We start from the raw sequence: 19,427 nt of genomic DNA, 5'->3' as shown, positions 1-19,427 counted from the left end.
GGTCAGCTGCTCAGCCGGCCGCACCAGTCGCCGCCCCGGATCCGCGTGCCCTTCGCCCGCAGCTCCCCGGCCACCCCCGGCGCCGCGACGTACACCCATGCCCGTACGGCCGCGCCGTCCGGGCGCAGGACGTCGCGCGCCAACCGCTCGTACAGATTGCGCGGGTGGCCCGGCGCGATGTACTCCTCCAGGTGGTCGAGTACGGCGAGCAGCTCGCCGTACTCCCCCGGGGCCGCCGTCACCAGCTCCCCCGCGACCGTGCCGCCACCGGCGTCGAGGACGGCGTACGGATAGCCGGGGCCCTCGTACAGCACCGCGCCCGCGAGGAGCCCGGGCTCCTCCGTCGCCGTTCGGCCGTGCAGGAACAGATCGTGGTTGCACTCGCCCGGGCGCAGCGTGCCGTAGACGAAGAACGGGAGCTCTTGCGCGGACGTCGTCACGGCACCATGGTCTCCGCCTCGATCCACGCCAGATACGCGGGGCTGCCGCCCACCACCGGCGTCGCGATGATCTCCGGCGTCTCGTAGTCGTGCGCGGCGACCAGATACGCCTCCAGCGCCGTATAGCAGGCCTGCGTCGTCTTGAAGAGGACCTGCCACTCCTCCGCGGTCTCCACCGCGTTCTTCCAGCGGTAGACGGACGTGACCGGCGCGGAGATCTGCGCGCACGCGGCGAGCCTCGCCTCCACCGCGCCGCGCGCCAGCTCCTCCGCTTTCGCGGCGCTGTCAGTCGTGGTCAGTACGGTCAGCGCCTGGGCCACTGACGTGCTCCTTCGGGTCGCGGGGTCGGGTCGTGGGGTCGGGTCGCAGTCGGTCAGGCAGCCACCGTACGCACTCGCTCGCCCAGCAGTCCGCTCAGCATGGTCCGCGGCCCTCAACCGGCGTACGGGTGGCTGTATTTGGCGTTCCGCAGGGCGTGCCCCCACCAGGCGAGCTGGTCGAGCATCGTCTTGGCGGCGGCGTCGCAGGCGGCCGGGTCCTTGTGCCGCCCCTCGCCGTCGAAGTGGGCGCCGGCGTGGTGGAAGGAGACCGTGTCGCGGACGGTGACGGCGTGCATTTCGGCGAAGACCTGGCGCAGCTGCTCGACGGCGCGCAGACCGCCGGAGATTCCGCCGTACGAGACGAAGCCGACGGGTTTGGCCTGCCACTGGGTGTAGTGCCAGTCGATGAGGTTCTTGAGGGCGGCGGGGAAGGAGTGGTTGTACTCGGGGGTGAGGACGACGAAGGCGTCGGCGTCGGCGAGCGTCGGGGAGACCTTGGCCAGTTCGACGCTGACGGCGGGGCCGGGGCTGTAGGAGAGGGCGGTGGGCAGGTCGGCGTCGGCAAGGTCGATCAGTTCGACGGTGAAGTCCTCGCGCCCGGCGGCGCGGGAGAGGAACCAGTCGGCGATGACGGGGCCGAAGCGGCCTTCGCGGTTGCTGGAGAGGACGACGGCGAGCTTCAGCGGCGCGGTGCTCTCGGGCGCACTTTGAGGCGCGGTTTCAGGCGCGGTTTCGGGCGCGGTTCCAGGCGTTGTGAGGTCCATGAGGATGAGACTCGTACCTCAAGCACGATTGAGGTCAAGTCGTGCCCGGCGAGCGGGTACGGCCGGCCGGGGGCCCCTTCACCCGTTCAGCATGCCCGGGGCCGACCACACCTTCTGATTCTCCGTCACCACCGATGACCTGCGACAACGCCTCGTGTCCAGCACGACACGCCGAGTCGGGCCATCGAATCTGATTGCCCATCAGCAGGCGTGGGTTGCGGGCTGCGCCTTACCTCAAGGTGAGGACGATCAGTCGCACCACCGCGCTTCACCGGAGGACCGACATGCGCACCACCGCCCGCCTGCTGACAGCCACCGCGCTGGCAGCCGCCACGATAGGGCTCGGCGCCCACGGGGCGTACGCCGGGGACTTCGCGGTACTGGAGGCGTTCCCGTCGACCGCTGTGCCGGGCGCCACCATCACCGTGAACACCACCGCCTGCGGTCCCGGCGGCCACGGCGTCGGAGACGCGCGGTCGCTGGACGCGGGCGAATTCCGTTTGTCTGCGGGTAAGCACAAGGAGGTCGTAGTCGGCCGGTTCACAGTCCCGCACGACACCGAGCCGGGGACCTACGCCATCGAGGTGAGCTGCAAGAACGGCAGGCGGGCCACTGGTGACCTGGCGGTGCGGCACCACAACCGGCCGAGCGGCCATGTGCACTCCGGCGTCGGCGGCAGCGTCGGCCCTGACACCACCCAGATCGCGGCGGGCGTGGCCGTACTGGCCGCGGCCGCCGTAGGCGGGACCCTGCTCCTGCGCCGTCGGGCGAGCGGCGCGCAGGACAGCTGACGGGCCGGTTCCCACCGTCCCCTCGTACCCGCCGTATCCCCGCTCCCGTCAGGTCCCAGGACCTGACGGGAGCGGGCGAGATTTATCCGGAGGACCGATGAGCGCCAAGGGCAGCGGCTGGGTCATAACCGTCGCCGTCTGCGCCGGCCTGTGGCTGGTCCAGAACGGCTCCGAGAACGTGACCCCGCCGGTCCCGTCCGCCGCGGAGGCCTTCGCCGCCGGTCCCCACCACCACACCGACGCGGCCGCCGCCCCACTGCCGCCGTCCCCGCCGGTACGCCTGCTCATACCCGAGATCAGGGTCGATGCCCCGGTCACGCGCCTGGGCCTGGACGGCAAAGGCAGCCTGGAGGTGCCACCGGCCTCCGACCGCAACCTCGCGGGCTGGTACCGGGACGGCACATCCCCCGGCGCCAAGGGCACGGCGATAGTCACCGGCCACGTCGACAACGCGAAGGGCCCGTCGGTCTTCTACAACCTGGGCGCGCTGAAGAAGGGCCACCGGATCGAGGTGACCCGGCAGGACGGCCGGACGGCGGTGTTCACGATCGACGCGATCGAGGTGTACGGGACGGCCGCGTTCCCGAACGAGAAGGTGTACGGGTTGAGGGGCCGGGCGGAGCTGCGGGTGATCACCTGCGGGGGCGGCTTCACGAAGAAGACGGGCTACCAGGGGAATGTGGTGGTGTTCGCCCACCTCATCGGGGTACGGCCACCGCCGGCATGATCGTCCGCAGTACGGCGCCGATCCACCTGGGACCGCTGGTAGCCCGCTACGCCGTCCACTGGTCGAAGGCGAGCTTCGCGACGAGCGAGAAGACCACGACCAGCAGCACTCCGCGGACGAACTCGCTGCCCTTCCTGAGCGCCATCCTGGCGCCGAACATGCCGCCCGCCAGGTTGAACACCGCCATCAGCGCAGCCAGTTGCCACATCACCGTGCCCTGGTAGGCGAACATCGCCAGGGCCCCGCCGTTGGTGCAGACATTCACGATCTTGGCGGTGGCAGACGCGGTCACCAGGTCGAGATGGAGAACGGCGGTGAGCGCAAGCACCAGGAACGTGCCGGTGCCGGGCCCGAACAGACCGTCATAGAAGCCGATTCCGCCGCCGACGAGCACGATCGCGGCAATCATGCGGGCGCGGCCGACGGTGTGCCCGTCGGCGTCCGATGCGGTGCCGAAGGTGGGACGCAGCATCACAAAGGCCGCCACGCCGAGCAGCACCACCATGATCACGGGCCGGAGTACGTCGCTACTGATCCCGGCCGCGAAGAACGCGCCGCCCATCGAGCCCGCGAGGGCCGCGAGCCCGATCCGTACCGCCGTCTTCACCTGCACCGGGGCCTTGCGCACATAGGTGATCGCGGCGCCCGACGTACCGACGATGGCGACGGCCTTGTTGGTGCCGAGGATCTGCGCGGCCTGGACGTTCGGCAGGCCGAGCAGCATGGCCGGCAGGAGCAGCAGCCCGCCGCCGCCCACCACCGCGTCGATCCAGCCCGCCGCGGCGGCGGCGAGGCAGAGCACGACGAGCGTCGTCAGCGATATGTCGGGCGTGATCGCGACCCTACGGAGGAGATGCGTGTGGTGTCCATCAATCCCGGGAGAGTTGAGCGACGTCTGAGGTTGGGGGGAGCGGGCGGCGGGGCCTCAGGACCGCGGACCAGGCCCGGGGATCAGGCCCGCGGACCAGGCCCGGGGCGGGTCAGCGGGCCTGGTTCCGATGACGACGGTGGCGTACAGCTCCTCGGAAACAGCCACCTGCGGCACCAGCCCGCCGCGGGCGAAGGCCTCGACGGCCCCCGGCGCCTGCCGCTCGCTCGTCTCGACGAGCAGGCATCCACCGGGCGCCAGCCATCGCGGCGCCTCACCGGCCACCCGCCGTAGCACGTCGAGCCCGTCCGCACCCCCGTCGAGCGCCACCCGCGGCTCGAATTCGCGCGCCTCCGGGGGCAGCAGCTCGACCTCCTCGGTCGGTACGTACGGCACATTCGCGGCCAGTACATCGACCCGGCCCCGCAGCGCGGCGGGCAGCGGCTCGAAGAGGTCGCCCTCATACACCTGCCCCCCGACGGCCCCGACATTGCGCCGGGCGCACCGCACCGCGGCCGGGTCGACATCGGCGGCGTACAGCTGGGCCCCCTCCAACGCCGCCGACAGCGCGACGCCCACCGCACCGGAACCGCAGCACAGATCGACGACGACAGCCCCCCGCCCGGCGAACCCGGCAGCCTGCGCCACGAGGAACTCGGTACGCCGGCGAGGCACGAAGACCTCGGGCTCGACGAGCACCCGCAGACCGCAGAACTGGGCCCACCCGAGGACATGCTCAAGGGGCAGCCCGGCGACCCGCCGGTCCACCATGGCGGAGAGTTCGGACTGCGTACCTGCTGTGGAGATGAGCAGTCGCGCCTCGTCCTCGGCGAATACACAGCCGGCTGCGCGCAGCCTGGTGACGATGGCGGAGACGCGCAGCCTGGTGACGATGGCGGAGAGAGGAGGAAGTGACGGTGAAGCCGACATGGAAGCCTTTCGGGAAGCCTGAGGGCGCTCCCGCGGGGCGGTCACCTATGTCGGATCGACCGCGCGGCCGTGAGATGAGAGCACCCAGCCTGCTACTGCGGTAATGGGTCTCACCTCCTACGACGGTCCACTGCTGGAGGCGGCAACACTACCCGAGCCGGGCGAGCCGCGGGGCGCGCATCCCCGTCCCCTCACACACCCGCCCCCGGCACGCTGAGGGCAGCGTTCCTCACGGGAAACAGACGAGCACCTGGCGGGTAACACCGAAGCCGCAGGCTGCGGGCATGGCTTCAGAGATAGTGGTGATCGGCGGCGGGACGGCGGGCGCACAATTGGCGCGCCGGCTCGGCTACGCGGGCGTCTCCGTCACCGTTCTCGGTGAGGAGCCGCACGCCCCGTACAACAGGGTGCTGCTCGCGGAGGTCCTCGCCGGGCGGTACGGCCCCGAGGTCATCGCCCTGCCCGAGGTTCCGGTGCGGCGCGGCGTGCGAGCCACCGAGGTCGACCGGGACCGGCGTCTTGTGCACTGTGCGGACGGCACCTCGGTGGCGTACGACCGGCTGGTGCTGGCGACCGGTTCCAACCCGGTACTGCCGCCCCTGCGCGGGATCGCCGACGGGCTCCCGGACGGGGTGCACCCCTTCCGTACGCTGGACGACTGCCTCGCCCTGTCCGAGGCCGTACGCCCCGGCATCAGCGCGGTCGTCGTCGGCGGCGGGCTGCTCGGCGTCTCCGCGGCCCGCGCGCTGGCCGAACGCGGCGCCCGGGTGGTGCTGACCCAGCAGGGCGAGCACCTCATGGAACGCCAGCTGGACGTCTCCGCGTCGAAGCTGCTGCGCGCCCACCTCGAAGCGATGGGCGTGGAGATCCACACGGAGTGCCGGGTCAGGGGACTTCGCGGTACGTCCGTCGAGCTCGCCGACGGGTACGTCCTCGACTCCGAGCTGGTCGTGCTCGCCTGCGGGGTACGTCCCCGGGCCGGGCTGGCGCGCGACGCCGGTCTGGAGGTCCGCCACGGCATCGTCGTCGACGACGAGCTGCGCACATCCGACCCGTACATCCACGCCATCGGCGACTGCGCCGAACACGCGGGCATCGTCCACGGCCTGGCGGGCCCCGCGCTGGAACAGGCGGACGTCCTGGCCTCCGTACTCACCGGCACGGCCGCCCGCTACACCGGCACCCGCGCGCTGACCCGGCTCACCCTGTCGGGCCCCGGCCCGCTCGATCTCGCCGCGTTCGGCGATCCGACCCCCCACCCCGGCGACGACGTCGTCCAGCTCACTGACGCCACCCGCGGCGCGTACCGCAAGGTCGTCGTCCGCGGGGACCGGCTCGTCGGCGGGGTACTGCTCGGCGACCTCCGCACCGTCGGCGAGCTGGCCCGCACCTGGGAGGGCGACGAGCCGCTCCCCTCCACCCCGCTGTTCCACCTGCTTGGAGGCGCCTGAGATGTCCACCCCCACGACTCCCACCACGAGTCCCACCATCGTGGTCGTCGGCCACGGGATGGTCGGCCAGCGATTCCTCGAAGCCCTCACGGAGCGCGGTGTTGCCGAGCGGGCGCGGATCGTCGTGCTGTGCGAGGAGCCCCGCGCCGCCTACGACCGGGTCCAGCTGACCTCGTACTTCTCCGGCCGTACGCCCGAGGAACTCTCCTTGGTCGAAGGCGACTTCATCGAGCGCCACGGCATCGAGCTGCATCTCGACGACCCGGCGGCCACCATCGACAGGCAGGCGCGCACGGTCACCTCACGCGCCGGACGGACCTTCACGTACGACACGCTCGTGCTGGCCACCGGTTCGTACCCCTTCGTACCGCCGGTGCCCGGCAAGGACAGCGACGGCTGCTTCGTCTACCGCACCATCGAGGACCTCCTCGCGATCGAGGAGTACGCCAAGAACTGCACGACCGGCACCGTGGTCGGCGGCGGGCTGCTGGGCCTCGAGGCGGCCGGGGCCCTCAAGGGGCTGGGACTGGCCACGCACATCGTCGAGTTCAATCCGCGGCTGATGTCGATACAGGTGGACGAGGGCGGCGGCGCCGCGCTGCGCCGCACTGTCGAGAACATGGGCCTGATCGTGCACACGGGCGTCGGCGGTAAGGAGATCACGGCGGGCGAGGACGGCGCGGTGACCGCGATGGCGCTGTCGGACGGCTCGTCCATCGACACCGACCTGGTCATCTTCTCGGCGGGTGTGCGGCCCAGGGACCAGCTCGCCCGTGATTGCGGCCTCGAGATCGGCGAACGCGGCGGCATCGTCGTCGATGAGCAGTGCCGTACGTCCGATCCCGCCGTCTTCGCGATCGGCGAGTGCGCGCTGGCGTCGGACGGCCGGGTGTACGGCCTGGTCGCGCCCGGCTACGAGATGGCCGAGACCGCGGCCGCCGCGCTGGAGGGTGAGGTCAAGGCCTTCACCGGCGCGGACTTGTCCACCAAGCTCAAGCTCCTCGGCGTGGACGTGGCGTCCTTCGGCGACGCGCACGGCACCGCCGACGGCTGCCTGGACGTCGTGTACTCCGACTCCCGGTCCGGGGTCTACAAGAAACTTGTCATCAGCCGCGACGGCGAGCTGCTCGGCGGCGTCCTGGTGGGCGACGCCGACTCCTACGGCATGCTGCGCCCGTTCACCGGCTCCGTCCCGCCGCTCTCGCCCGAGCAGCTCGTGCTGCCCGCGGGGATCGGCGCGCCGGCCGCGCTCGGCCCCTCCGCGCTGCCCGACGAGGCGGTGATCTGCTCCTGCCACAACGTCACCAAGGGCACGATCCGCGGCGCGGTCACCGAGCACTCCTGCACCACCGTGCCCGAGGTGAAGAAGTGCACCAAGGCCGGTACCGGCTGCGGCAGTTGCGTCAAGGTGCTCGGACAGCTGGTCAATGCCGAGCTGGAGGCCTCGGGCGTCGAGGTCGACAAGGGCCTGTGCGGCTGCTTCGGCCAGAGTCGCCAGGAGCTGTACGAGATCGTGCGGGCGCTGCGCATCACCTCGTACCAGGAACTCCTCGACCGGCACGGACGGGACGGCGCCCGCGGCGGCAACGGCTGCGAGGTCTGCAAGCCGACCGTCGGCTCGATCATCGCCTCCCTCGCGCCCACGATCGGCGCATCGGGCTATGTCCTGGAGGGCGAGCAGGCCGCGCTCCAGGACACCAACGACCACTTCCTCGCCAATATGCAGAAGAACGGTTCGTACTCGATCGTGCCGCGTATTCCGGGTGGCGAGATCACCCCGGAGAAGCTGATCGTGATCGGAGAGGTGGCCCGTGACTTCGGTCTCTACACAAAGATCACGGGCGGCCAGCGCATCGACATGTTCGGCGCACGCGTCGATCAACTGCCGCTGATCTGGGCGCGGTTGGTGGACGCGGGCTTCGAGTCCGGGCATGCGTACGGCAAGGCGCTGCGCACCGTGAAGTCCTGTGTGGGCCAGACCTGGTGCCGCTACGGCGTGCAGGACTCAGTCCGGATGGCCATCGATCTGGAGCTCCGCTACCGGGGTCTGCGCTCCCCGCACAAGCTGAAATCCGCGGTCTCGGGCTGCCAGCGCGAGTGCGCGGAGGCGCAGTCCAAGGACTTCGGGGTCATCGCCACGGCCAACGGCTGGAACCTCTACGTCGGCGGCAACGGCGGCGCGACCCCGCGCCATGCGGATCTGCTCGCCCAGGATCTCTCCGACGCGGAGCTGATCCGGCTCATCGACCGGTTCCTGATGTTCTACATCCGCACCGCCGACCGTCTTGAGCGCACCTCGACGTGGCTGGAGCGGATCGAGGGCGGTCTCGATCACATTCGGGACGTGGTCGTCCACGACTCGCTCGGCATCTGCTCCGAGCTGGATTCGCTCATGGCCGACCATGTCGCGGGCTACCGCGACGAGTGGTCCGAGACGATCAACGACCCGGAACGGCTGCGCCGCTTCGTCTCGTTCGTCAACGCGCCCGACGTCCCGGACCCGACGGTGAAGTTCGTGCCCGAGCGCGACCAGGTCAAGCCCGATCTGCCGCTGCTGTCCATCCGTCCGCTGGAAGCCCTGGAAGGTACCGCCGCCCGATGACAATCGCTCCCGAAAAAACGGAAACTCAGGTCCAGCTCCGCCTGGGCGAGGAGTGGATCGCGCTGTGTGCGCTGTCCCTGCTCACCCCCGGACGCGGTGTCGCCGCACTGCTGCCCGACGGCCGCCAGGTTGCGGTCTTCCTGGACCGCGAGGGTGCTGCCTTCGCCATCGACAACCGCGACCCCTTCTCCGGCGCCCAGGTTCTCTCCCGCGGCCTGGTCGGTTCGTCGTCCGGCCACCCGTTCGTCGCGTCGCCGCTGCTCAAGCAGCGCTTCGACCTGGCGAGCGGGCGTTGTCTGGACGACGAGTCGATGTCGGTGACGGCGTACGAGGTGCGGCTGAGCACAGACCTGGTCGTCGGCAGTGGCTCCGCGGCCTGATCGTTCGTAGGGTGGACCTACCAAGGTTCCCTAGCGAGGGGTTCAGCCATGTCGGGCTGGAACGCGGGTGACATCCCGGACCAGGGCGGACGTACCGCCGTGGTCACCGGAGCCAACAGCGGAATCGGACTCGTCACTGCCCAGGAGCTGGCCCGCCGCGGCGCGCGAGTGATTCTCGCGTGCCGCAGCGAGGCCCGCGGCAAGCAGGCGCAGGAGTACATAGCCCGCCAAGTCCCCGGCGCCGACGTGCAGTTCCGGCCGCTGGACCTGGCGGAACTGTCCTCCGTACGGGAGTTCGCGGCGAGCTACCCGTACGAGCGCCTCGACCTGCTGATCAACAACGCCGGTGTGATGGCCCTGCCGTACGGAAGGACTGCCGACGGCTTCGAGACGCAGTTCGGCGTCAACCACCTCGGGCATTTCGCGCTGACCGTGCTGCTGCTGCCGAAGCTGCTCGACACCCCGGGCGCGCGGGTGGTGGTCGTGTCCAGCTTTATGCACGCCCTGGCCAATATCGACATGGGCGATCTCAACAGTGAGCGTCGCTACCGCCGTTGGGTCGCCTACTCCCGCTCCAAGACGGCGAACCTGCTCTTTGTGCACGAGCTGGCCAGGCGGCTGGGTGCGGCGGGCTCCGACGTCGTCGCGGCCGCCGCCCATCCGGGCTATGCGAACACCAATCTGCAGACCGCGGGCGCGCGGCTGGAGGGCAGGAAGACAACCGAGCGGTTCATGCAGGCCGGCAACCGGATCATGGCGCAGTCCGCGGAGTCGGGCGCGCTGCCGACGCTGTACGCGGCCACCGCGCCTGGGGTGCGGCCGGACTCTTTCACCGGGCCGAGGCTGGGCTGGCGCGGCGCGCCCGCGCCGTCGCAGCGGGCGAAGTGGACGCGTAACGATACGGCGGGCGAGCGGCTCTGGGTGGCGTCCGAGCAGCTCACGTCGGTGACGTACGAGGGCCTCAAGGCCTGAGGCCCTCGCCGCGGCCGGGGGGTCGGCTCGCGGCCACAGCCTCCAGGTCTACATGCCTCTCTTGGTGCCGGTCACGGAGATCCATGCGCCCGGCCCGTACGCAATGTGGATGCTGTCGGCTCCGCCGCCGTGCTTCACCCAGATGAGCAGGGCACCGCTGCCGTGGATCTCGTACGAGAACCGGCCTTCCTCTTCGCTGTCGATGCGGCGCTCCTCGTCGGCCGCATGCACCGACATTCCACTTGACCCCGGCACAACCCACGTAACGGACATACCCAGACGGTACGCCCGATCGGTTCGGGCCCCCCGGTGACGGCGCCGGATGGCCGAAACCCCGCGGACTCGACCGCTGTACGTCACCTCTTGTTGACGTAGAGTCAATTCGGCACTCTTAGGTTCCGGAAGCGCGCGACCTCGCGGCGCCGACCGGTGCCACGGGCGGTCACCAGCACCCCTGGAGTGACAAGTGGAACGTCGTAACTTCCTGCGCGGAGCGGTCATCGGCACTTCCGTCGCCGCCTTCGGCGGCACCCTGATGCGCGGTGCCGCATACGCGGCCCCCGCCCAGAACGGCCCCAGCCCGTACGGCTCGCTGGGCGCGGCCGACGCCAACGGCATCCAGCTGCCGAGCGGGTTCACCAGCCGGGTGATCGCCCGCTCCGGGCAGACCGTCTCTGGCACTTCCTACACCTGGCACAACGCCCCTGACGGCGGCGCCTGCTTCGCCGACGGCAGCGGCTGGATCTATGTCTCCAACTCGGAGATCAACCCCGGCGGCGGCGCCAGCGCCGTGAAGTTCAACTCCTCCGGCACCATCACCAGCGCGTACCGGATCCTCTCCAACACCCGGCAGAACTGTGCCGGCGGGGCCACCCCGTGGAACACCTGGCTGTCCTGCGAGGAGGTCTCCCTCGGCTACGTCTACGAGACCAACCCGTGGGGTGGCACCAGCACCCGCAGAGACGCCATGGGCAAGTTCAAGCACGAGGCTGCCGCCGCCGACCCGGTACGCCAGGTGATCTACCTGACCGAGGACGAGTCCAACGGCTGCTTCTACCGGTTCATCCCGAGCACATGGGGCAATCTCTCCTCCGGCACCCTCCAGGTGCTCGTCGCCGGCTCCGGCACCTCCGGCTCCTTCACCTGGCAGAACGTGCCCGACCCGGACGGCTCGCCCACCGCGACCCGCAGCCAGGTCTCCGGCGCCAAGCACTTCAACGGCGGCGAGGGCTGTCACTACGCAGGCGACACCGTCTGGTTCACCACCAAGGGTGACAACCGCGTCTGGCAGCTCAACCTCGCCAACAGCACCTACGAGCTGGCCTACGACGACAGCCTGGTCAGCCCCGGCCCCGCCCCGCTGACCGGCGTCGACAACATCACCGGCTCCTCCTCCGGCGATCTCTTCGTCGCAGAGGACGGCGGAAACATGGAGATCTGCATCATCACGCCGAACGACGTGGTCGCGGTCTTCCTGCGGATCACCGGCCAGTCCTCCTCCGAGATCACCGGACCGGCCTTCTCTCCGAACGGCCAGCGGCTGTACTTCTCCAGCCAGCGCGGTACGAGCGGCTCCTCGTCCGGCGGCATCACCTACGAGGTGACCGGGCCCTTCCGCTCCTAGCCCGCGGCGTCCGCGCCTAGCCCGCGGCCTCCGCAGTGGCGCCGCCCCGCAGCAGGGCGGCGCCCAGCGGAGTGAGGGTGTGCAGTACGGCGTTGCCGTGGCGCAGCGTCACCACCAGGCCCGCCTCGCGCAGGACCGCCGCGTGCTGGCTGGCGGAGGCGAGCGACACCCCTGCCCTGCGGGCGAGTTCACTGGTCGTACAGCCGAAGCGGATGGCCTGCAGGATGGCCGAGCGGGTGTGACCGACGAGCTTGCCGAGCGAGGGGCCGCCCGTCTCGCTGAAGGCGGGGGCGCAATTGTGGACGGCGGGGTAGACCAGGACCGGCGGGAGCGCGGCGTCACGGTAGACCACCGGAGTGCCGCGGCAGAAGAACGACGGCTGGAGCAGCAACCCCCGCCCATCCAGGTGCAGTTCGCGCTCCACGGGATAGTCGGCTTCCAGCACCGGCGCCCGCCAGCGCAGCACCGGCGGCAGTGAGGCGAGCAGTTCGCCCGCGCCGCCGTCGAGCAGCGCCCGGCCGCGTACGGCGCGGTCCGCCTCGACCCTGGCCTGGATGTGCGGCCAGTACGGCTCGATGGCGGCGCGGTAGTAGCTGCGCAGGACTCCTACGAGCCGGGCGAGCGGCTCAGGATCACCTTCGGCAAGCGCGGCGAGCCGGCCGGGCAGCACCGCAGCGCCGCCCCGTCCCGCGGCCGCGAGAGCCAGCTCGGAGTGCAGCCGTTCGGGCGGCGTCGCCCGCAGCGCCTCCAGCCCCGCATCCAGCCCGCTGCCCCCTTCGGGAGGCGTGAGAAAGTCCGGGAAATACCCCTGCGGCGGAACCATCGGAGCAAGCAGACGTGTTTCACCATTCAACCGGGCGCGGGTTTCCGATCGCCATTCCCCGAACACGAGCGCACGCCGCCGCTCGCGCAATCGATGAAAGCTGAGAATCGTTTCCCACAACTCATCCGGTCTGACCGCCATCCGCACTCTGGCTAGGTCGTCCCCAGTGAAATGGATACGTAGCACCGAACCCCCACATGTTGCATCCGCAATCGCCCCCATCACTGAGTATGCATGCCATCACAGGACGTTACCACGGTGTTTCAGCCACAGTTGAAACGCCTCGCGAGGGGTGGGTGGCAACCGAAAGGCTGTACGACGTCGGGCAGGAAACCTTCTGTCACCGATGGACGTGCGAAGACCGTGGGGGGCTTTGCACGACCGGCGGCGGGCGACAGATGGTGCGGCTCCCTGTCCGGCACGGGTAATGGGGCGTGGTCGGTGGGTGGGGATCCGCAGGCCGCGCCCCGCCCGTTGTTTTGCGTAGCGAATGGCAGAAATTCGATTGCCCGCCTGCGGCCCGGAAACGGTCCGGCGGACAACGGTCCATAATTCAACCGGGGACATTGCGTCGGCATGGATTTTGCCGAAAATCCGGAAGAAGACATGGAAGGGGCGGGCGCCCCGCACAAGGCGCCCGCCCCTTCCCCTTCGGTGTTCCGGAGCCGCCACCGGGTCGGTGAGGGTCGGTGTACCGACTGGGGGCGAACCCCCAGACCCCGGCGACGGCTCCGGCGTCTTATCGGGAGTCGCTGCCCCGCGCCTTCGTGGACACAGACGCGGCGCGGCCGGCCTCCAGGCGCGCCACCGGGATGCGGAACGGCGAGCAGGACACGTAGTCCAGACCCACCTCGTGGAAGAAGTGCACCGACTCGGGGTCGCCGCCGTGCTCGCCGCACACGCCCAGCTTCAGGTCGGGGCGGGTGGCCCGGCCGGCCTCGACCGCGCTGCGGACGAGCGAGCCGACGCCGTCCTTGTCGATGGTCTCGAACGGGGAGACCCCGAAGATGCCCTTCTCCAGGTACGCCGTGAAGAACGAAGCCTCCACGTCGTCGCGGGAGAAGCCCCACACGGTCTGAGTGAGGTCGTTCGTGCCGAACGAGAAGAACTGGGCTGCCTCGGCGATCTGACCGGCCGTGAGCGCGGCGCGCGGCAGCTCGATCATCGTGCCGATGGTCAGCCTGAGGTCAGTGCCGGTGGCTGCCTGCACCTCGGCGATGACCCGGTCGGCCTCCTCGCGGACGATCTCCAGCTCCTGGACGGTGCCCACCAGCGGGATCATGATCTCCGGCCGCGGGTCGCCCTTGGCGTTCTTGCGCTCGGCCGCGGCCTCGGCGATCGCCCGTACCTGCATGGCGAAGAGACCGGGGATGACCAGACCCAGACGTACACCGCGCAGACCCAGCATCGGGTTCTGCTCGTGGAGCTTGTGCACGGCCTGAAGGAGGCGCAGGTCGTTCTCGTTGGCGTCCTTGCGGGACTCGGCGAGGGCGACGCGCACCGACAGCTCGGTGATGTCCGGCAGGAACTCGTGCAGCGGCGGGTCGAGCAGCCGGACCGTGACGGGCAGCCCGTCCATCGCCTCGAAGAGTTCGACGAAGTCCTTCTTCTGGAGCGGCAGGAGGGCGCCCAGCGCCTGCTCGCGCTCGTCGTCGGTGTCGGCGAGGATGAGCCGCTCGACCATCTCGCGGCGCTCGCCGAGGAACATGTGCTCGGTGCGGCACAGGCCGATGCCCTGCGCGCCGAAGCGTCGTGCGCGCAGCGCGTCCTCGGCGTTGTCGGCGTTGGCCCGTACTCGAAGACGGCGTACTCGGTCCGCGTAGGCCATGATCCGGTGCACGGCGGCCACCAGTTCGTCGGCGTCGTCGGCGCCCGCGTGCATCCGGCCCTCGAAGTACTCGACGACCGGGGAAGGCACGACCGGCACCTCACCGAGGTAGACCTTGCCGGTGGAGCCGTCGACGGAGACGACGTCACCCTCCTCGATGACGGTCCCGTTCACGGTGAGCCGGCGCCGCTTGGTGTCGACCTCGAGTTCCTCGGCGCCGCAGACACAGGTCTTGCCCATGCCGCGGGCGACGACGGCGGCGTGCGAGGTCTTGCCGCCGCGGGAGGTCAGGATGCCCTCGGCGGCGATCATGCCGTCCAGGTCGTCGGGGTTGGTCTCACGGCGGATGAGGATGACCTTCTCGCCGGAACGCGACCACTTGACCGCGGTGTACGAGTCGAAGACGGCCTTGCCGACGGCCGCGCCGGGCGATGCGGCGATGCCGCGGCCGAGCAGCTCGGTCTTCGCCCGGTCGTCGAAGCGGGGGAACATCAGCTGCGCGAGCTGTGCGCCGTTGACGCGCTGGAGCGCCTCGGCCTCGTCGATCAGGCCCTGGTCGACGAGCTGGGTGGCGATACGGAAGGCGGCACCGGCGGTGCGCTTGCCGACCCGGGTCTGCAGCATCCACAGCTGGCCGCGCTCGATGGTGAACTCGATGTCGCACAGGTCCTTGTAGTGCGTCTCGAGGGTCTCCATGATCTGCATCAGCTGGTCGTACGACTTCTTGTCGATCGACTCCAGCTCGGCGAGCGGCACGGTGTTGCGGATGCCCGCGACGACGTCCTCGCCCTGCGCGTTCTGCAAGTAGTCGCCGTAGACGCCCTGGTGGCCGCTGGCGGGGTCGCGGGTGAAGGCGACGCCGGTGCCGGAGTCGGGGCCGAGGTTGCCGAAGACCATGGAACAGATGTTGACGGCCGTGCCGAGGTCGCCGGGGATGCGCTCCTGGCGGCGGTAGAGCTTGGCGCGGTCGGTGTTCCACGACTCGAATACCGAGCGGATGGCGAGGTCCATCTGCTCGCGCGGGTCCTGCGGGAAGTCGCGCCCGGCGTCGCGGGAGACGATCTTCTTGAACTGCTTGACCAGCTTCTTCAGGTCGGCGGCGTCGAGGTCGGTGTCGACGGTGACCTTCTTGGCGGCCTTGGCGTCCTCGAGCGCCTCCTCGAAGAGGTCGCCGTCGACGCCCAGCACGGTCTTGCCGAACATCTGGATGAGGCGGCGGTACGAGTCCCAGGCGAAGCGCTCGTCGCCGGCCTGCTGAGCGAGCCCGGACACCGACGCGTCGGAGAGGCCGATGTTGAGGACGGTGTCCATCATGCCCGGCATGGAGAACTTGGCGCCGGAGCGTACGGATACGAGGAGGGGGTTGTCGGCCTGGCCGAGCTTCTTCCCCATCGTCTGCTCAAGGGCGTCGAGGTGGGCGCTGACCTCGTCACGCAGTGCCGCGGGCTCCTCGCCACTGTCGAGGTAGACCTTGCACGCCTCAGTGGTGATCGTGAAGCCCGGAGGGACGGGCAGCCCGAGGTTGGTCATCTCGGCGAGGTTCGCGCCCTTGCCGCCGAGCAGGTCCTTGAGGTCCCTGTTGCCCTCGGTGAAGTCGTAGACGAACTTCTGATCTTTGTTTTCCGACACGGGTCTCGACTCCTCGAGGACTCGGTGGCTGCCCTGACGGCGAGGAACATACCCAGATCAAAGGCGTCTGGGTACGTCCACCTGGACGTCATACGGCTGTAACCACTCCTCCGCCACCAGATCGAAAGTAAATGGCGAGGGGATGGACCATCGGTGTGTTTTCAAGACTCGAAGTCATCGATACGGAAGGTGATGGTTACCGCAGGTTCCACCACCCATGGCAACGAGTCGCTCGATCGAATAAACCCAACAGGGGTGGCACTGCGTGCCACTCTTCCGAGAGATGCAGTCGCCTCCAAATCGCTCATCTGAGCGCCACCCCTATCAAGGGTGGCGAGAATCACGCGCCCGACGAGCGTCCAGTCCCATCATCCGGACCCGCGTAACACCCCGCAACACGCGGCTCCGTCCGTACTGTGTCGCCCGCCCAGAACGCGAACCGCGAACCGCCGAGGGTGACACTCAGGGCCACCTGAGCCGCGTCTTCCGCGCGCCGACCCGCATCAGATGAGCGGGCTACGGGTGCACGCATCCTCACAGGGCGGACCCCGTCCACCCGTCAGCCGCCCGACGTGTCCAGTTCCGCCTCCGCGCTCACGCCCGCGCAGTCGTACGGGTCCTTCAGCCAGCCGTCCGGCAGGACCACCCGGTTGTTCCCCGACGTACGCCCCCGCGGCCCGTCCGCACCCACCGGCCACGGCTGGTCCAGGTCCAACTCCCCCAGATGCGCGTCCAGTTCCGCCAGCGACGACGTGATCGCCAGCTTCTTGCGCATCTCCGAGCCCACCGAGAAGCCCTTCAGATACCAGGCCACATGCTTGCGGAAGTCGATCACGCCGCGCGTCTCGTCGCCGATCCACTCCCCCAGCAGCTCCGCGTGCCGCCGCATGATGACCGCGACCTCCTTCAGCGTCGGCGTCGCATAGGCGTCACTACCCTCGAACGCCGCCACCAGATCGCCGAACAGCCACGGCCGCCCCAGGCACCCGCGCCCCACGACCACCCCGTCGCAACCCGTCTCGCGCATCATCCGCAGCGCGTCGTCCGCCGACCAGATGTCGCCGTTGCCGAGCACCGGGATCTCCGGGACGTGCTCCTTCAGCCGGGCGATCGCGTCCCAGTCCGCCGTACCGCCGTAGTGCTGCGCCGCCGTACGCCCATGCAGCGCAATCGCCGTCACGCCCTCCTCGACCGCGATCCGGCCCGCGTCGAGATACGTGATGTGGTCGTCGTCGATGCCCTTGCGCATCTTCATCGTCACCGGCAGATCACCCGCGCCCGTGACCGCCTCGTTCAGGATCGCTCGCAGCAGCGGCCGCTTGTACGGCAGGGCCGAGCCGCCGCCCTTACGCGTCACCTTCGGGACCGGGCAGCCGAAGTTCAGGTCGATATGGTCGGCCAGATTCTCGTCCACGATCATGCGGACGGCCTTGCCGACGGTCGCCGGATCCACTCCGTACAGCTGGATGGACCTGGGCGTCTCGGTCGCGTCGAAGTGGATGAGCTGCATGGTCTTCTCATTGCGCTCGACCAGCGCCCGCGTCGTGATCATCTCGCTGACGAACAGCCCCTTGCCGCCGGAAAACTCACGGCAGAGGGTGCGGAAGGGCGCGTTCGTGATGCCGGCCATGGGCGCGAGCACCACCGGGGGCTGCACGGCGTGCGGGCCGATCTTGAGCGTCGAGGACGGGGCGAGCGGGGTCATTCGCCTATTGTCGCGCACTGCCGGAGGCGTCGGTCAGCCGTACTATCCGCGTATGCCCGAGCTCACACACCGGCGGCAACTGCTCGTGCTGGCGATCTGCTGTATGAGCCTGCTGATCGTCAGTCTCGACAACACCGTCCTCAATGTCGCGCTGCCCTCCATTCGCAAGGAACTGGACGCCTCCGTCGCCGGGATGCAGTGGACGATCGACGCATACACTCTGGTCCTCGCCTCGCTGCTGATGCTCTCCGGTTCCACCGCCGACCGGATCGGCCGGCGCAGGGTCTTCCAGGCCGGGCTCCTCCTGTTCACCCTCGGCTCACTGCTCTGCTCTCTCGCCCCCAACCTCGAATCGCTCGTCGCCTTCCGGATGGTGCAGGCCACCGGCGGCTCCATGCTCAACCCGGTCGCGATGTCGATCATCGCCAACACCTTCACCGACCCGCGCGAGCGCGCCCGCGCCATCGGTGTGTGGGGCGGCGTGGTCGGCATCTCCATGGCCGCGGGGCCCCTCGTCGGTGGAGTGCTCGTGGACAGCGTCGGCTGGCGCTCGATCTTCTGGCTCAATCTGCCCATCGGCCTCGCCGCAGCGCTGCTGACCTGGCTTTATATCCCGGAGTCCCGCGCTCCGAAACCGCGCCGCCCCGACCCCGTCGGCCAGCTGCTGGTCATCGCGCTCCTCGGCTCGCTCACGTACGCGATCATCGAGGCGCCCTCGGCCGGCTGGACCTCGCCCCTCATCCTCGGCTTCAGCGCGCTCGCGGTCCTCGCGCTCGCAGGACTGCTGCTGTACGAGCCGCGGCGCGCCGAACCGCTGATCGATCTGCGTTTCTTCCGCAGCGCGCCGTTCAGCGGGGCCACCGTCATCGCGGTCTGCGCCTTCGCCTCGCTGGGCGGGTTCCTCTTCCTCAACACGCTCTATCTGCAGGACGTCCGCGGCCTGTCCGCCCTGGACGCAGGGCTGTACATGCTGCCGATGGCCGCGATGACCCTCGTCTGCGCGCCTCTGGCAGGGCGGCTCGTCGGCAGCCGCGGCCCCCGTCTCCCCCTGCTGATCGCAGGCATCGCCATGGCCGCGACCGGCGTGTTGTTCGCCGCTTTCGAGGCCGAGACCTCCGATGCGATGCTCTTCGCGGGATACGTCCTGTTCGGCCTCGGCTTCGGCATGGTGAACACGCCGATCACCAACACTGCCGTCTCCGGCATGCCCCGCGCCCAGGCCGGGGTCGCTGCCGCCGTCGCCTCCACCAGCCGGCAGATCGGGCAGACCCTCGGCGTCGCCGTCATCGGAGCCGTACTGGCCGCGGGGGTCTCGTCCAGCTCGTACGTGGAAGGGTTCGTCGCCGCGAGCCGCCCCGCGTGGTGGGTTCTCACCGGATGCGGACTGTGCATCCTCGTGGTCGGCGCGCTGACCAGCGGCGCCTGGGCACAGGAGACGGCACGGCGCACAGCGGACCGCCTGGAGGTGCGGGACCTGGACCAGTCGCCGTCCACAGCGGCCGCATAGCCGACGCCGAGCCCGGGCCCGTACGGCAGTGGGGCGTGGCTCACCTTCGCCGGACACGGTGGTGCC

Annotated in this window: 17 protein-coding genes; 8 read left to right on the top strand and 9 right to left on the bottom strand. The window is 69.7% G+C overall.

The window, feature by feature from the left end; genetic code table 11:
- Positions 1-2 precede the first annotated feature (2 nt).
- The 3 genes from QFZ67_RS26975 to QFZ67_RS26965 form a co-directional block, all read right to left on the bottom strand.
- Positions 3-440, bottom strand: coding sequence for a gamma-glutamylcyclotransferase family protein (locus QFZ67_RS26975; protein WP_307663650.1), 438 nt, complete (start codon positions 438-440; stop codon positions 3-5).
- Positions 437-760 carry a divalent-cation tolerance protein CutA gene (gene cutA / locus QFZ67_RS26970; RefSeq protein WP_307663649.1) on the bottom strand — a complete coding sequence of 108 codons (324 nt, stop codon included), beginning with the start codon at positions 758-760 and terminating at the stop codon, positions 437-439. Before cutA ends, QFZ67_RS26975 begins: the two co-directional genes overlap by 4 nt.
- 113 nt (positions 761-873) lie before the next feature.
- On the bottom strand, positions 874-1,524 hold the full coding sequence (locus QFZ67_RS26965) for an NADPH-dependent FMN reductase (protein WP_307663648.1): 651 nt from the start codon (positions 1,522-1,524) through the stop codon (positions 874-876).
- Positions 1,525-1,808: 284 nt separating this feature from the next.
- Between QFZ67_RS26965 and QFZ67_RS26960 the strand changes: the two genes are divergently transcribed.
- The gene (locus QFZ67_RS26960) at positions 1,809-2,315 is read left to right on the top strand and encodes a hypothetical protein (RefSeq protein ID WP_307663647.1); all 507 of its coding nucleotides are present in this window, start codon (positions 1,809-1,811) and stop codon (positions 2,313-2,315) included.
- 97 nt (positions 2,316-2,412) lie between these two features.
- Complete coding sequence (locus tag QFZ67_RS26955) at positions 2,413-3,042, top strand: class F sortase (protein ID WP_307663646.1); 630 nt, start codon at positions 2,413-2,415, stop codon at positions 3,040-3,042.
- A gap of 46 nt (positions 3,043-3,088) precedes the next feature.
- On the opposite strand, the gene QFZ67_RS26950 is transcribed toward QFZ67_RS26955, so the two are convergent.
- Positions 3,089-3,877: a TSUP family transporter gene (locus tag QFZ67_RS26950; protein WP_307665981.1), complete on the bottom strand. Its 789-nt coding sequence runs from the start codon at positions 3,875-3,877 to the stop codon at positions 3,089-3,091.
- Positions 3,878-3,967: 90 nt separating this feature from the next.
- Positions 3,968-4,840: a putative protein N(5)-glutamine methyltransferase gene (locus tag QFZ67_RS26945; RefSeq protein WP_307663645.1), complete on the bottom strand. Its 873-nt coding sequence runs from the start codon at positions 4,838-4,840 to the stop codon at positions 3,968-3,970.
- A 284-nt stretch (positions 4,841-5,124) separates the two neighbouring features.
- Between QFZ67_RS26945 and QFZ67_RS26940 the strand changes: the two genes are divergently transcribed.
- From QFZ67_RS26940 to QFZ67_RS26925, 4 genes are read left to right on the top strand one after another with little or no spacing between them, the layout of a single operon-like run.
- Positions 5,125-6,291, top strand: a complete 1,167-nt coding sequence (locus QFZ67_RS26940) for an NAD(P)/FAD-dependent oxidoreductase (RefSeq protein ID WP_307663644.1) — start codon at positions 5,125-5,127, stop codon at positions 6,289-6,291.
- A gap of 1 nt (position 6,292) precedes the next feature.
- Positions 6,293-8,893 (top strand): nitrite reductase large subunit NirB, encoded by a 2,601-nt coding sequence (gene nirB / locus QFZ67_RS26935; protein ID WP_307663643.1) that lies wholly within the window; start codon positions 6,293-6,295, stop codon positions 8,891-8,893.
- On the top strand, positions 8,890-9,273 hold the full coding sequence (nirD, locus tag QFZ67_RS26930) for a nitrite reductase small subunit NirD (protein ID WP_307663642.1): 384 nt from the start codon (positions 8,890-8,892) through the stop codon (positions 9,271-9,273). The genes nirB and nirD overlap by 4 nt, the downstream gene beginning before the upstream one ends.
- A gap of 48 nt (positions 9,274-9,321) precedes the next feature.
- A complete protein-coding gene (locus QFZ67_RS26925; protein WP_307663641.1) occupies positions 9,322-10,245 on the top strand; it encodes an oxidoreductase in 924 nt (307 codons plus the stop codon).
- Positions 10,246-10,293: 48 nt separating this feature from the next.
- Here the strand turns inward: QFZ67_RS26925 and QFZ67_RS26920 are convergent, their stop codons facing one another.
- Positions 10,294-10,518, bottom strand: coding sequence for a hypothetical protein (locus QFZ67_RS26920; RefSeq protein ID WP_307663640.1), 225 nt, complete (start codon positions 10,516-10,518; stop codon positions 10,294-10,296).
- Positions 10,519-10,711: 193 nt separating this feature from the next.
- On the opposite strand from QFZ67_RS26920, the gene QFZ67_RS26915 reads away from it, so the two are divergent.
- Positions 10,712-11,869, top strand: a complete 1,158-nt coding sequence (locus QFZ67_RS26915) for an alkaline phosphatase PhoX (protein WP_307663639.1) — start codon at positions 10,712-10,714, stop codon at positions 11,867-11,869.
- 16 nt (positions 11,870-11,885) lie between these two features.
- Here the strand turns inward: QFZ67_RS26915 and QFZ67_RS26910 are convergent, their stop codons facing one another.
- The 3 genes from QFZ67_RS26910 to dusB all read right to left on the bottom strand — a co-directional run bounded on the left by QFZ67_RS26910 (position 11,886) and on the right by dusB (position 17,854).
- A complete protein-coding gene (locus QFZ67_RS26910; RefSeq protein ID WP_307663638.1) occupies positions 11,886-12,878 on the bottom strand; it encodes a helix-turn-helix transcriptional regulator in 993 nt (330 codons plus the stop codon).
- A 553-nt stretch (positions 12,879-13,431) separates the two neighbouring features.
- Positions 13,432-16,149 carry a pyruvate, phosphate dikinase gene (ppdK, locus tag QFZ67_RS26905; protein ID WP_307663637.1) on the bottom strand — a complete coding sequence of 906 codons (2,718 nt, stop codon included), beginning with the start codon at positions 16,147-16,149 and terminating at the stop codon, positions 13,432-13,434.
- A gap of 559 nt (positions 16,150-16,708) precedes the next feature.
- Positions 16,709-17,854 carry a tRNA dihydrouridine synthase DusB gene (dusB, locus tag QFZ67_RS26900; RefSeq protein WP_307663636.1) on the bottom strand — a complete coding sequence of 382 codons (1,146 nt, stop codon included), beginning with the start codon at positions 17,852-17,854 and terminating at the stop codon, positions 16,709-16,711.
- Between the two features lie 52 nt (positions 17,855-17,906).
- Between dusB and QFZ67_RS26895 the strand changes: the two genes are divergently transcribed.
- Complete coding sequence (locus QFZ67_RS26895) at positions 17,907-19,361, top strand: MFS transporter (RefSeq protein ID WP_307663635.1); 1,455 nt, start codon at positions 17,907-17,909, stop codon at positions 19,359-19,361.
- Positions 19,362-19,427: the final 66 nt, after the last annotated feature.

It is taken from the genome of Streptomyces sp. V1I1, from assembly GCF_030817355.1.
Taxonomy (GTDB): Bacteria; Actinomycetota; Actinomycetes; order Streptomycetales; family Streptomycetaceae; genus Streptomyces.
This window is presented reverse-complemented; position numbering and strand designations above follow the sequence as displayed.